Annotated in this window: 6 protein-coding genes; all 6 read left to right on the top strand. The window is 24.7% G+C overall.

Annotated features, from left to right (window positions below; translation table 4 throughout):
* Positions 1-134: 134 nt before the first annotated feature.
* On the top strand, positions 135-3,866 hold the full coding sequence (locus tag ACLFO7_RS01210; protein ID WP_412032531.1) for a hypothetical protein: 3,732 nt from the start codon (positions 135-137) through the stop codon (positions 3,864-3,866).
* Positions 3,867-3,871: 5 nt separating this feature from the next.
* Entirely contained in the window at positions 3,872-7,108 is a 3,237-nt protein-coding gene (locus ACLFO7_RS01215) for a hypothetical protein (protein ID WP_412032532.1), read from the top strand.
* Positions 7,109-7,180: 72 nt separating this feature from the next.
* The gene (locus ACLFO7_RS01220) at positions 7,181-8,098 is read left to right on the top strand and encodes a DUF438 domain-containing protein (RefSeq protein WP_412032533.1); all 918 of its coding nucleotides are present in this window, start codon (positions 7,181-7,183) and stop codon (positions 8,096-8,098) included.
* Between the two features lie 49 nt (positions 8,099-8,147).
* The gene (locus ACLFO7_RS01225) at positions 8,148-9,308 is read left to right on the top strand and encodes an iron-containing alcohol dehydrogenase (RefSeq protein WP_412032534.1); all 1,161 of its coding nucleotides are present in this window, start codon (positions 8,148-8,150) and stop codon (positions 9,306-9,308) included.
* Between the two features lie 117 nt (positions 9,309-9,425).
* Positions 9,426-13,253, top strand: coding sequence for an AAA domain-containing protein (locus ACLFO7_RS01230; RefSeq protein WP_412032535.1), 3,828 nt, complete (start codon positions 9,426-9,428; stop codon positions 13,251-13,253).
* 176 nt (positions 13,254-13,429) lie between these two features.
* A complete protein-coding gene (locus tag ACLFO7_RS01235) occupies positions 13,430-16,903 on the top strand; it encodes a lipoprotein 17-related variable surface protein (protein WP_412032536.1) in 3,474 nt (1,157 codons plus the stop codon).
* The last annotated feature ends 35 nt before the right edge of the window (positions 16,904-16,938 follow it).

The raw sequence follows: 16,938 nt of genomic DNA on the forward strand, positions 1-16,938 counted from the left end.
TTGTATATACAACTTATATCAAATTAGATTAAGTTCTTGTATAGATAAATATATTTTATTATGGGATATGATAAATTAGCATATATGAGGGGAGAATGCTCTTCATGGTATGTGTTAGATAGATAGGGGTTATTATGAAAAGAAAATCACTTAATAATGTAAGCATGTCTCAACCTAGTAATCATGCAGTTAAAAAGGATTTAACAAGACTAGCTAAGGTTAGAGGTAATTCATCTTTCATTACAAAGAAGAATGTTTTACTTGGTTTAATGGCTAGTACAATGGTTGCAGTTCCTGTAGCTGTTGGTATTACTCAGATTGAAAGAAATATCGCTTCTTATAAATTTGAAGGAAAGTCATTTAGTTCAGTAGACTCAGCTTTTGATTATGTTCAAAAAAATTCAGAAGTAAAAAATTACCAAAAGGAAGGTATGGGTTCTAAATGAACTGTCACAATGAATGGAGTTAAAAGATCATTTGATACTCCAGAAGCTCTAAGAGAGTACTTATTTAGTAATCAGATAAAATCAGAAAAATATAATACTTCTTTAAATCTTGATAACTATGTTGATAAGTCAACAGGTATTTTAGGTTTAGATGATAGTTTATGAGCAAGTATGAATTCTGGTGCAAGTAGTTCAGCTAGTAAACAAACTGTTTATGAAAAAAGTAATGGTGGGTTTACAACAGATTCAGATGAAGCTATGAAAAGTTATTTTAGTGTACAAGATGCATATTACTTTAATAATATGTACTTTAACTCAAAAGAAACTTTAAGAAATTATCTTATTTCAGATTATTTACCAAATACTAGAGGAACATTTAATTCAATTACTATTGAAGGTCCTAATGGGGTAAAATCTAATCCAATTTCATTGTCTGATACTAGTGAAAACGGTGCAATTAAAGAAATAAAGAAATTTATAGAAGCAAATGCTGAAAAAGTTGTAACATATACTAATTCAAAGACACAAAAAACAGTTAATATAAATAGAAAAAATATTGATGCTGTTATTAGTGAAGTTAATGTTGAAGATTTAGATTATCAACATGTTCAATCAAGTCAAGGTGAAAGTAGATATATTATTGATAATAGTATTGAAGATGAACATAACTTAATAGGTCCTTATTTTTATAAAGGTACTATGGATGTAGGAAGTTTTTCAAATAAAAACATGTGAAAAAAAGTTAATGGTGTTTCAAAACAAGTTTATCAAGAATCTACAATTGATAAATTGGTAAGTAATTTCTTTACATTAATTATTAATGATGATAATCAAGTTAATAAAAAAGAAACTCAAACAAATGAAACAAAACCACACATTTTTAGAACTTTATTAGTTACTACAGATAATCAATCGTTAGATGAATGATATTTAGATCAAATTAAAGCATATAATGTTGATTTATATAATGAAATTGTCACTACATTAAATTCATTAATGAATGGTAAAAAGTCTAATACTTTTTATAAACTTCCTGTAATGTATAGTTTCATTATGCAAAGATTAATTAATATGAATGCTACAAATGAGATTATTGCATTAACAATTGGTTATTTCTCAAAAGTTGCTGATTTCATTCAAGATTCACTTGAACTTTCATTATTAGATGAATCATTGTTGGTAAGAAGTAAAGATAACAAAAAATTTAATGTAAAAGAATTTTTTGGAATTGGAAATAGTGAATTTGATCTTAATACATCAACAGAATATTTCTTAAATGAAATTAAGTCTTATGACTATTTAATAGCAGCAATAAGTGCATATATTGGTGCAACTAATAATATTAATACATTAGCAGGTGTGTTAACTTTTAGTGGATATGAACAAGATTATTTATTTGATTTTGGTATTATTAGCAAAGAGAAATTTTGAAATAATTATAGTAAATTTGAAAATATTTTTGTTACATACTCTAGTATTAATTACCATGAATTGCTTAAACAATATATAAAGCGTTCAACAAATGCAGAAATACATGCTCTTGAAAGTCAACTTGATACAAGTACTAGTAAAGATCTTGATACAAGTCTTGGTAAGCTAAAAACTAAGAATGGAAATAATGTTCAAGAACTTATTAAAGGTGTTGCTGCAAAAAATACTTATTTATTTGCATTAGCAGAAGAAGCACTTATAGCTGAAATTGAAGAATATGTTAAAACTGGAAAATGAGATCCAAATGGAATGTTAGTTCAACTTGGTGATATTGGTGCTAAAGGTATAGTTGAATTATATGAAAATTCAAAACAAGATGAAAATTTTAATATTTACAAATCTTATATCTATATTTTAGCTGACTTTAGAACAGGTTCTGGTGTATTTAACACTCATAGTTCAATATCAAATAGACAATTTTATGAAGCAAATATTGCAAAGTTAACACTTCTATCTTTTGCTACAGCTGGTGGGACAGCATATGTAATGAAGAAAATGTATGAAGTTTCTGGAACTATTCATGGTTTAGTAGATAATTTCTATGGACCAGATGGTATTCCTGCAAAAATACGTTCTGTATATGATTCTGTTAAAGAATCTATTAAAAATAGATGAACTGCTGTTAAGCATAAAATTCCTTTTAGATTTAGAACATGACATCTTTATTATGATGAAGTTCCTACAATATTTAAAAAATGATCAACAGTTGGTATTTTTAAATCAATAGGAAAAGTTGGTGATTTATTTGCTAAAGCAGCTCCTTTCTTAGGACTTGCTGCAGTTGGATTAGAGTTATTTATATTAATTTATGATTTACTTAAAGTAACTTATATTCAAGACTTCTATGTTTATACAACAGCTGATGGTACTGAATTTATTTGAGATGGTGGTTTAACTACTAGTAGATATTTTGGTATGGAAGTTAAACAAGAAGTTGGAATAAATGCAATGAAATTGCTTCCTCCAATTCAAATTACTAAACCTCAAATTAGTGAGTTCTATTACTATAATCAAATTAAGTACTTTGATGTGTCTCAATTAAAGAGAGATCAATTGCTAAAAATTGCTTCTGATGATAACATCCAATTAAATGCAAATTTTACAAGAAATTATACATTTAACAAAGATGTTGGAAGTTCAAGTGGTACTTATGATACAAAAGAAAAACTTATTGATGCTGTTATAGCAGATATGGGTATTACAGTAAATGATAAAACATATAACTTTAGTAATTTAAACAAAAACTCAAGTTATATTGGAAATACTTCATATGTATTGTCAAATGGTATTGCTTCTAATACTGGTGGTGATCAATCAGTAATTGCTGATAATATTGTAAAAAATATTAGACCAACAAAAGTAGCTCAATTACCAAAAATTACAAATGGAAAAATTTCTGGAAAAAGTGATGAAACATTCGTGTTGCCAGGTAAAGTTTGATCTTCAAATGGTGTAGTTGATAACTCAGCAAAATTGCAAAATTATGTTGTAGATAATTCAGCTAATGAATTAGCTAATGGATCAACAAATAATATTCCAGCTGATGGAAATATTACTTCTGATTTATTTAAGACTCAAGATGCTACACAAGCTTCAAATCTTTCAAAAGAAAATTTATTCAACTTATTTAAAACTAAAGCAACTCCTAACTCAAAAGTTGTTTTAAAATCTGATGCTTTACAAAATAATGAATTTGCAAAATTAAGTTCTGAAATTCAAGATAGAGAAATCTTTAAAGCTACATTGCCAGATCATGGAACTGTATATTTTACAGAAAGAGCAAATGCTGAAAATTGAGTTTTAAAAAATGTAAATTTTGAAAAATATACAGATGTAATAACTGATGCATCTTATGTATATAATGGAATGTACTTTGGAAGTACATCTGAATTAAAAAATTGATTACAATCTGTAATCGTGATGGGGTAATCCTTATGAAAAAAAATAATATTAAGAAAATTTTAATCATCTCTACATCAACCTTTGCTGCTATTGGTACTTCTGCTACTATAGGTATTAGTACTATTGCAAATGCAAGTGGTTTAAATATTAATTCTGTTAATTCAAAAGCAGTAGTTAATGCTACTTTTGATCCTAACAAATCATTAATATTTCAAGGGAAAACATACAAAAACATTTATCATGCGATTGAAACATATGCTTCAAATCCTCAAAATGTAACTGAAAAAATGTTTTTAGGTGATGTAATAGATGCTACTTCTATAACTAACAAATATGAAACTGTTAATCTTTCAAAGCTTAGAGAATATGATTTAACAAAAGTTACTAAAGCATATAAAACTTTAACTGATAGTTATGTTAGTTCAATAGATGAAGCTAAAAAAAGTTACTTAAAAGAACCTGTAATTGCTTGAACAGATAATAATGGTTTAATTTTTGATAGTGAAGGTGAAGCTAAAGAACATATTTTAGATAATACTTTTACATCTCCTGTAAATTATTATGAAATAAAAGACTATGCAAATAAAGATTCTAATGGTAATCCAAGAACTGTTAAAATTAATCCTTTAAATAAAACAGACCTTACAGCTCTTAAAAGAATTGCTGCAGAAAATGCTTTAATAAATGATAGTGGATTTACAATATCAAGAATGCAAAGTGATGCTGATGGTGTTTATGCAAGTAATGATTTTAAAGGTAAATCAGATCAAGAAATTGATTCTATAGTAAATCAATGAACTAATGGTATTACTAATTTAGTTAAAAAGAACATTTGATTAAATAACAATGTGGTTGCTATTCCTGATGTTAGTACTATTGTTGGGTGAATTAGAACAGGTTTTGCAAGTGTAAAACAAATGAATTTTGCAGTAAACTATTATGTTAATGCTGATCCAAAAAACTCATCTTTAGGTGTGGATTATGATACTTATATTAAAGATGCAGAATACATGACTGATAAAGATAAATTTACTGAAAAATTTGATGTTTATTATAATAGAAAATGAAATAATAAATCAAAAGTTCCATATAGAAATGCAAAAATAAAAGGTGGTCAATCAATTTTTGGTGGTCAATGATTTGACTTTAAACTTTCAGATAACCAAGAAGATACTATGTATACTTTAGCTCATACTGATAGTTGAATGGGTGAAGATGTTTCTTTCTTAGGTTTTGGTAAACAATCAAATGTTTTCTTTAGCTTTAATCCAAACCAAGAACAATTTACAAAAATTCTTGAAGATCCAACTGTTAAGGCAAATTGAGACAAAAAAGCTAGTGAAGTTTTTGAACAAGTTAAAACATATGTTCAACAAAATTTCAAAACATACTTCAATAACACTGAAATAAATGATATTCTTAATTCAATTCAACAATCAATTCTTGATTCAATTACTAGTAAAATTATTCAAAAAGATAATATTTGAATTAATCATGCTAAAAGCCCAAGTCAAGTTAAAAGTGGTTTAGATAAAATTGATACGATTGTATTAAACAAAATTAATGAAGCTTACAAAGCTAAAAAAGGACAAACTTTTAGTGATATGCTTCGTGAAAAAGTAGTTTCTAAAGAACAATATGTTGAAAATAAAGAAAATAATGAGATTATTTATACAATTGATTACAATGGTGTTCCATTGTTTAAAATGGAAAAAAGTTTACTTGACAGTCTATATACAAATAGTGCTGAATTTAAATATCAACCTTTAGATCAAGTTAAAAAATTATTATCTAATTCATTAAAACAAAACTATCAAAATGCTGTTAAAAATATAACTAATAGTTTAACTAATATTTCAAATAGTTTTAGTAAAACTGCTAGTCCAACTAATGGTTTAGTAATTGATACTAAATTAACTAAAACTGCAGTTGATAACTATTCAGGTTCTTCAAAACAAAATAACTTTGGATTAGTTAAAAAATCAATTACTAATAATTTCGATTCAAATTATTCAAGTAAATTTATTGATGAATCTCAATTTAATGGTTTTGGTTTAAATGCTCAAACATTAGCAAAGAATTTAAATGCAAAAGATGCTGATGATGAAAGTTTACTTTATACAAGAAATGGTACTTTCCAAGCAATTTATAATTACAATAAGAATTTAGAAAGATATTTAAGTCAAAAATCACCTTCACAAATTCAAATTTCTACTTTAACTTCTAATCATTTAAGTGATGCTAATGACATAGTTTGATTATTCAATAAGGATAAAACTCCTCTTCAAATTAAATATTCAGAATATTTTGATAATAAATATAAATTCAATCAAAGTTTAAGTGATGATAGTGTTTCTTTAGTTAAATCTATTGAATCAAAAGAAAGACAAATAGTTGCTAATAAACTTAATAAACCAACAAAAGTTGTTGTTGTTAAAGACTATAATGGAAACATAATAAACTTTGAAAGTGTTAATGGAAATGCTATAACAAATGATGGTTATGCAACTTCTAAAGAACAAGCTTTAGAAAATGCTAAAAATCAAGTTGATGTTAAAGAGTCATTAGATTATGTGTTCTATAATGAAACAGATGGTACTCAAACTTTATTAAAAAATAAAGTAACTAAATTGAATGTATTATCAATTAACAATAATGGAACTAAATCTACTTATGGTTTCTTAAAATATCAAGATTTATATAATTATCTATTTGATTACATTAAATTAAATAGTGAAGGTAATGGTGCATCTTTACCAGATACTCAACCTCCATTTACTGCTAACTCTATTAATGTAAGTTCAATTGCTGATATATTATCTACTGTAACTTCATTAGATCAATTAAATAAAATGACTATTGAAGAAAAGTTTAATCAATTTGGTGGTGCTTTTGGTATAAGTGATTTAAATGCATGAAAAATGTATATTAAAGATTTATCATTTGCTCCAAAACAAGTAAGCAAAAGAGCTGAAAAACAACAAGCTACTATGTCAGTTAAACTTAATGATGGATTTAAATATGCTGATGGTACAGATACATTAAATCTTGATGTTGAATATACTCCAGCAAGTGATTTAAAACCATTGCCAGGTGTTAATGGTCAAAGTCAACAAGCAACAACTGCTCTTATAGCAAGTGTTACTAGTTCAATATTATTAATCTTATTATTAGAAGTTGTGTTAATTTCAGTTATCTTAATTAATAAAAGAAGACAAGAAAATCTTGATGAAAAGAAATTAATGAAACTTGTTAATACTAAAAAATAATAATTTAAAAATATTAAGGGAAACCTTAATATTTTTTATAGGTTAATATATACTTATATTTGAGGGATTTGAATGAAAAAAATTATTTTAAATGATACAGTATATAATTTGTGTTTGGATTATGAATGTTTAAAACCAGTTTTAATTCAATTGGGCTATAGGAATTTAAGAAATTCTATATATTTTAATTTAATTGCAAAAAACATTTTACTTGATCAAGCTCTTTCAAAACAAAATATTACAATTGATAAATTGAATAATGCTTTAAAAAAATATGATTGTGTTGCTATAACACCTAAACCAATTGATATGGATAGAATTCAGTTTTTAAAATCTATTTTAATTAATCTTAACAAAACAAATGATTATAAGAAAGCAAAAGCTGATTTGATGGCACATTTACATTATGTTGAAGCATATGAAATTGGTATTGCATTGAATGAATTGATGAATGATGGAGCTACAGTTGAAGAAATTAAAAAAACTTTTTACTTAAGAACATTAGTTTTTGAAGGAAATTTAAAGGATGATGTAAGTACATTATCTGAAGAATCAAAAGAGTTATTCGATTTTATTCAATTAAATAACAAGAAAATTAAAGCAAAATTAGATAAATTATTAGTTTATTTGCCAATTCAAGAAAGGATTGCTTTATTGCAAACATTATATTTTGATTTAACAAAATACTATGTTTTTAAAGAAAACTATTTATTAAAACCTTTGAAAAATGCTGGTAATAGTGAACCATTTAAAATCATATCTACTATTGATAAAAATGTATTAGACTTGATTCAAAAGCAAATAAAATATCCTCTAAATGATAATAAAGAACTATCATTAAAAATTGAAGAAATTTGTTATAAAGCAAATGATTTAATTTTTAAAGATGAAAATATTTTAATATATTTAATCAATATTTTTGTAAGGAAAAAAATAATTGCAAAAATAAATAAAAAAATTAAATCTAAAAATAAAAATATAGTTTCATAGCTATATTTTTATTTTAAAATAAACATGTATTTTAGGAGAGAAGGGAAATATGAATTATTATAATTTAAAACCTAGATATTATTTTGGAGAAGGTGCTGTATCTTGCTTAGAAGGTGAATTTGCAAGAAGAAAATTTAAAAAGGCTTTAATACTTTATGGTGGAGGATCTATAAAATTAAATGGAGCTTATGATGATGTTGTAAAACAATTACAAAAAGCGAATATTGATTTTGTAGAGTTTAGTGGAATAGAACCAAATCCTCGTGATACTACAATAACTTCAGCAATTGATTTTGTTATAAATAATGGAGTTGACTTAATTTTAGCTGTTGGTGGTGGAAGTGTTGTTGATGCTTCAAAGGTTATTGCAACACTTGCTACAAATCGTTCAAAATATAATACAGTTTGAGATTATGTTACTAATCCTAAACAGTTACAACAATTGCCTATTCCTATTATTTCAGTTATTACTTTAGCTGGAACAGGAAGTGAAAATAATGCTGGTAGTGTTGTTACAAATCTTGATAAAAAATTAAAAAAAGGTGTTCACCAACAATATGCTATTCCATATGTAGCAATTGAAGATCCAACATATACATATACTGTAAATGCATGACAAACAGCTTCTGGTATATTTGATTGTTTTTCACATTTATTAGAGCAATATTTTGGTCAAAACACTTTTGAGTGAACAAAAGAAATAATCTTTGCACAATTAAGAGTACTTTTAAAATATGCAAAATTTGTCATTGACAATCCAACAGATTTTACATCAAGAGCTAATATATTATGAACCACATCAATGGCATTAAATTCAACTACAAGTTTTGCTAGTGATTCTGATTGAAATGTGCATACTTTAGAACATGCTTTTAGTGGTAAGTGAGATATAACTCATGGTGCAGGACTTGCATTAATTACACCTACTTATTTAGAAATCAGAGGAAAAAAAGAAGAATGATTTTACAAAAAAGTTGAACACTTAGGCAAAGAGGTTTTTAAAGTTAGTAATTTTGAAGAAACAATTTTATTTTTAAAAAGTTTCATTAAGGCAATTGGTTTACCTTTAAAATGAAATGAATTTAAAGAAATTACTTCTTTTGATGAAAGTGATGTTAATGAACTTTTAAATCACTCATTACAATTTGGAGATGAAAGTTTAAAAGAAACATATTTAGAAGTGTTAAATACTTTAAAAAATGATATTTAAGATGTTTATTAAAGAAATAAAATAAATTTTATGTCTGTGTTAACAGACATCTTTTTTATTTTATATAGAGTTTAATATTTTGCTTTTTTTCATTATTAATAAATTATAATTTTCTATATGAAATCAAATACATCTTTAAAAAATAAATTAGGGAATTTAATTAATGTTAGTGCTAGAGACACATCTATAATGGTTAATTTAAATGCAACACATTTGGATTTATCAAAATATGTTGATCAAACTAATATTAATAAATTTTTCTTAGGAGAAATTGATAAATTAGAAATAGATATAAATATTAATAGTGATAATATTTTATCAATTTTAAGATCAATAAATAGTGCAGAAGAATTTGTTAATGTTATTAATGAATATAAAATATATATTCCTACAACAAAAATTAAGTTGTTACATCAAGATTTTAAAAATAATAAGGAAAATTGTGTAGAAAAAGCAATTGATTATATAGAGAATTTAAAGCAAAATATTTTATATGTAGAAAGAAAAGCTAAAGAAATAAAAAATGATAAAGGAACTTGAAACTTATTTTTTACAAGATATTTTTTAGTTGGTAAAACACAAACAAAAAAAACAACAATTAAAGCTCCTATTTTATTTTTTAACGTTGAACTTCAATTTATAAAAGAAGAATCAAAAATAATTATTGGCAAGGCAGATGATTTTTTAGTATTAAATGAAAAACTAATAATATATTTGTTAAGAGATTCTAATAAGGAAAATAAACTATTAACTGATTTTGGTACTATTGATTCTATTAATGATTTTAAAGAAAAAGTTAATAGAATTATTGGCATTAATTTAGAATATGGTAGTAAAAATGATATGTCATTCTTGAATAAAAAATCAAAAGAAATTCAGGAACAATATGATAGTTTATTTATAGAAGATGGAACATCTTTTGGAATTTATGAACCAATGGGTGGAAAGCTAAAACAAGATTTAGAAGTAATTATAAATAGTAATACTGCAAATAGTGTTTTTGAAACTTTTAACTTAGTGCCAAATGAAGAAATTCAAAGACAAGAATTAGATGAAGAACCTTTAATTCAAATTGGTAAACTAGACTTATATCAAAAGTTTGCAGTTAGATCATCAATATTACAAAACACAATAATACATGGACCACCAGGAACTGGAAAGTCAGAAGTTATTACTAATATAATTGCAAATGTTTTGATTAAAGGTAAATCTGTAATGATGGTTTCTGAAAAGAAAGCAGCATTAGATGTGCTAGAAAAGAGATTAAATTCACTAAATATATTTATGCTTCAAATGTATGATAATAATGATAAAGAAACTTTTTATAATAGTATTATCAAACTTGAACAATTTTTAGGTAAAAGTTGATTATCTCCATGAAGTAATAATTCAATAGAAAAACTTGAAAATAATAATGTATATCTTACAAATAAAAAATTATCAAATGACTTTATTAATCAAGTTAATTCTTTGTTAGAATTAGAAAATTTTACATATAAAGATTATGACTTTAATAGTTTTAATAAAACAATAGTAAAATTATGAAAAAATAAAGAAATATTTTCTAAAATCATGAGCGAAAAAGTTTTAGAAATATTTGAAGATTATAAAAATAGTTTGAAGATTTCATATGAAGCATTATTTTGTAAAGTTGAGGATTTTTCAAAATTTATAATTGCAAATCATTTATCTTCAGAAGAACTATTTTTTGAATTTAAAAGAGATGTTGATAATTTTATTAAATACAAAAATGAATTTAATTTTGATATAAATAATGTTGATAAAATTATTCAAATAAAGAAATATTCAACCTTCTTATTTAATTACTTAAATAGTAATTTAGTTTATGCTCAAGCATTAAGAAATAATCCATATGAATTTTATAATATTATTAAAGTTGTAAAACATGCTCAAAAAATCACAATGGGATTAGTACATCCTGACTTTTTTAGAGATATAAATAATTTATTTAATAGATTAAAATCATTTATAAATTTAATAAATAACTGTAGTTCAAAAAAAGTAAAATATTTTTTTGATGAATTTGTCTATAGAAATAATTTTGTAAATATTAAACCATTTTCTAAATTGTTTTATAAAACTAAACTAACAAAACAAGATGAAATGATTTTAGAACAATTGAATTTAATTGTTAATTTACAAGCTGATTATTTAACAGATTTAAAGTATATTATGGATAACTGGTACTATTTTGAACCAATTATTATTATGTATCATTTTAACCACAAAATATTTGATGCAAAGTATATTAACTATATAAATAATAAATTTTATTTGTTTGACTATAAATTGTTTATGATTCAAACAAATTATAAATTTAATGAAGAAATATTTACTAAAACTAAAGATTTAGTTAGTGTTTATAATGTTTTTGCTGAAAAATTTCCTGAAATTAAAGATTATAAATTGTTAAATAATTATATAGATGAGCTAAAGAAAATTAATTGATTAGAATTTGACAAGATTATTAAAGATTTTGTTAAATCAATCTTGTTAGACAAATTATCTAAATTATCAAATAGTGATAGAGAATTACTTCAAAGAGCAATTCATGTTGCTAATCTAAAAAGAAGACCTGGAATATATAAATATATTGAAGAATATAAAAATGTATTGCTTTATTTATTTCCTATATGAGTTTCAAGACCAGAACAAATATCATTATACATACCTTTAGAAAAAGGACTTTTTGATTATGGAATATTTGATGAAGCAAGTCAAATGTTTTTAGAAAGAGCATATCCTTTACTTTATAGAAATAAAATTAATATTGTAGCAGGTGATCAAAATCAATTAAAGCCTTCTAGTTTCTTTATGATGAGAGATGATGATGAAAATGAAGAAGAAATTGAATTTGATGATTTAGACACACAAGAGTCATTATTAGATAGAGCACAAGCTACTTCATGAAATAATGTTATGTTAAAGAATCACTATAGATCTGAAAAGAAAGAATTAATTCAGTTTTCTAATCAATACATATATAATAATGAATTAAATTATGCTTCAGTTAATTCAATGAATGGAATCAATGGTATTGAAGTAATAAATGTTAATGGATATTTTAATGAAAAATATAATATACAAGAAGCTAATAAAACAATAGAATTATTGAGCAAATATTGTAGTAGTTTTAAATCTATTTTAGTGATTACAGCAAATGCTAATCAGTCAAAATATTTAACACAATTAATTTTCTCTAAAGAGTTTGCAAATAGTTCTATAACTAAATATTACATTAATAATCAAATTACTATTGTTAATATAGAGAATGTTCAAGGTAATGAAGCAGACCTTGTAATACTATCACTATGTTATGGTAAAAAAGATGAGAATTCAAAAGTTCATGCTAGGTTTGGACCATTAATTAATGATGGTGGTAAGAATAGATTAAATGTAGCTATTACACGTAGCAAAAAGAAAATGATTATTTTAAAATCTTTATATGCAGCAGATATTAATACTGCTTCAACTAAAAATCAAAACCTAATATTGTTTAAAAATTTCATTGAATTTTTGGATAATAATGAAAAAATTAAAAAAGAACTTTATTTAAATCAAATTAATAAATTAAATAATGAATATTATAATTTTGATTCAGATTTTGAACAAGAAGTATTTATGTATATAAAACCAATGATACAAAAGAAAAACTTAATTCTTGATACACAATATGAAGTTGGTAGTAAAAAAATTGACATTGTAATAATTGACCCAAATTCTCAGGAAGTAATTTTAGGTATTGAAGTTGATGGGTGAAAATATCATTCTAAACCAATTAAAATGGTTGAAGACATTTATAGACAACAATTTCTTGAATCAAGAGGTTATAAAATCTTTAGGGTATTAGAATTTGAATGAAAATATAATAGAGATTTAGTATTAAATGAATTATTGATGCAATTAAGAGCATGTGGTTTTTAGTAAAATTATTGCTTTATTTCCATGATTTTTACCTATATTATGTTAAGAAATCTATGATTAGTTGTCTAATTATAGATTTTTTTATATATAAAATTCCATAAAAATATTTTGAAACGTTGCGATTTAAATTTAAACGCGTTAGCATAACACTATAAATAAAAGTGGGGTTTTAAAATATGAAAGTAAATAAGAAATTATTATTTTTAGTTCCTTCAGCAATTGCTTCAATTGCTTTAGTCCCAACAATTGGTGTTATTGGAGCTAGACGTATATCAAGTAGAAACTCCAACACATTAGGCGATGTTTCTAATATTACACAAGATGTTACAAATTCAACTACTCAAGATGTTAAAGAATTGGTACCTTCTACATCAAACTTCATAAATAAAAAGATAGTTACAAATTTTGGACCAATAGTTTTTTGAGAAGACACTATTACAAGTTTGGATTGATTTGGTGCTAAAAGATGAAGTATTGATCTAAAGAATGATCCAGAAGTAGCTAAATTAAAAAATAGTGATAATTCACGTGGATTTCCAGATGGTACAAAAGGGTATGGTACAGATATTAAAAGATCATGATTAAATTATGATTATGATTTTCAAAATAATGTATTATGAATATTAAGTAATGTTAATAATGGGTGAGGTGGTAGTACAAGTCGTCATCCTCAAAAAAATCAATGATTTTTAGGAATAGATGGCATTACAGGTAAAATAAAATATTCTAAGGGTCAAAGTATTAGAATTCATGGTAGAAGTGATGTTTATAATTTTTTATCTATATTAGATGATGGGGACCCAGTTGCATATGGATTAGGATTCTCAATAAATTCATTAAGTGAAACAACAGTAATGATGGAAAGATTTGATAAAGAATCTGGTAATGTGGAATTAAAAGCAGGTAATTGACCTAAAAGTTGAGTGGGTACTGGTAGTGGATTAGGAGATGTTGGAAGAAAACATCCTCAAACTGATTATGCTAGAGTTAATCCTACTCAATCATTATTTTCAGATATTTTTTATAACATTATTCCTATTGGAAATAATTTAAATATAGGATTTACAATAAGAAAGACTAATCCAAGGAGAGATGGTAATATTTTTAAAAATGATGTTCCTTGATTAAAAAGCACTGCAGATGTGAGTGGTGTTTCTCTTGAAATAAAAATGTTATTATTAGATGATCAATTAACATATGCATTGCCAAATGACCCTATATGAGGTCAACCTGTACATTTATTTACTCCTAGTGAAGAAAATTGAAAAAATAAATTTACATATCCATCACGTGACTATCATAAGTTGCTAGATGGAAGAATTGTTACCCTTGTTTATAATAATATTGTTATCATTACACCAGGAGTTGGAAATTCTGCTCCAACATATACTATTAAAGCAATTGAAAATGGTGATAAATGAATAGAATCATGAACATTTGATAATAATGAAGATTTATTTTATAAAGTCTATGGTCAAACAGAAATTAAGAAATTAACATTGGACCCAAATAAAATATCTACAAACCATGTAGGCTCACTATATTATGATTTAGCTAATTCTCCAATTGAAGACATAAAAAATAATGCTACACATTTCTCTTTATATAATGTTTATGGTTATGCTGGTCAAATTATGTTGATTAATTCATACTTTGATGGATATAATGCAAGACAACCAATAGTAAATAATCCTGACAATAAATATGGATTAGCTGCTGCTATTGTAAGTAATAAAAATGCTTCAGGACAAGGTGATACTAAAGGTTTATTAAATGGTGAAAATGCATATTTAAAATCAGCAGATTTTGACATTAGCCAAGATGTTTTAAATAAAAAATTACCTAGTGAAATTACAAGAGAAGATATTACTTTTTTACATGAATCTTTTTTAACTAAAAACACAACTAAGAATGAAGATGGTTCTTTAAAATATGAACCATTTGTTAAAAATGAAATTGATGATTTTAATAAGACATTACAAGTTACTTTAAACTTAGATCAAATTCCTTGATTTGTTTCGGATGGAGTAATGCCTAGTAATATAGTTCCTTTAAAAATCACAAAGTCATTTAGTCTTAATACTGAATTAACAAGTAGATTTAGTTGAAAAAATGTAGATCAAGAAGATTATGACTTTAGAAATACATTACCAAGTAAAATGACAATTGAAGATATTCAAAGAGTAAGTCCTCTAGTTTCAACATTGACTAGTCAAAGACAAGTTATAAATGGTGATTCATATCCAAAAACAGAATACCAAATAACAGAAGCAAATGATACAACTGGTAAGATAAAAATACAGGCAACTTATAAATATCTTCCAATGGAATTATCTGCAAATACAAGCAATATAAAAGAATATATAACAAAAAAAGAATATACTATTTTTAGATCAACTGATGCTAAGAAAATTAGATTTGTTGGTAATAATCTTACGGATGTTTCTCAAATTCCAGAATTGAAAGAAATCAAAGAATCAAATATATTACCAAGTAGTTTTTTAAATGCATCAAAGCAAGATTATTTAAAATTTATAGATATTAATAATAGTGCAGGATATCCATTATCAAAAATGAATATTACTGCAACAGCAGATGATGTTAATGGAACTTTGACTATTAATATAGATCCAAAAGGATATGATTCATCTTTAAGTGTTCAAACAAAAACATATACTGGTTTAAACAAAACTAATACATATTCATTAAGATTCAAAGATGAATCTACTATAAAGCCAAATTATTTGCCAAGTGAAATAAATGAAGAATTATTTTACCAAAACTTTCTTACATTTAGTGGATTTGATTCATCTGATTTTGAACTTCAGTTATATCCAAATGATGTAACAGGAGCTTTAACAGCAAACATTATCTTAGTTAGTAATTATCCTAATGGTCCAACTGCAAATAGTGATTTTAAATTAGAAAACGGTCAATGAATTGCAAGAAGAACATTTACTGGATTTAAAAATATTGATGACTATAATAAAGAATATCAATTGTCTTTTAAAGAAGATGGACATACTTCTTTATATGAAGTTCAAAGACTAACTCCAAATGAGATAAAAAATAAATTAGAATCTACTGCTGGATTAGTTCTTGGTAACAAGACATATACAAGTGCAAAAGATTTGATTGAGTTGTTTATTTCAAGTAAAGGTAGTAAGTTACCTACTATAAGTAACAATAGTAATGTTGATGTTAACATGTATATCAACAATGGTGGTGGTGAAATTACTTGATCAATAACTTTTAAAAATTTAGAAGGATATGCAAATCCAATAACATTTCTACATACTGTAGGAGGATTTGCTAAAGGTAATGATGTTGCAACACCAGATATTCTAACATTCAAAAATTCTAATCAATTAAAACTATCTCATTCTAATTATTTTGATATGTTACCAAGTCAGATTGAATCAATGTTAAAAAATAATAAACAAATAATTAATAATTTCTTTTTAAATACTCCAACAGGTGGATATTTTACATCAATTCAAAGTGGTGATTTTACATTAGAAATTGTTGCAAATGATACAAGAGGAACATTAAATATTAAAATTAAATTTGTGAAAAATAACACTAATAACATTAATTCAAATTCTTTATTAGAATACAATCAAACATTTACTGGTTTTATGTATCATTAATTAAAACATAAAACAAATTTTAATCTAATTATATT

It is taken from the genome of Malacoplasma muris, from assembly GCF_046774425.1.
Lineage (GTDB): Bacteria > Bacillota_I > Bacilli_A > Mycoplasmatales > Mycoplasmoidaceae > Malacoplasma > Malacoplasma muris.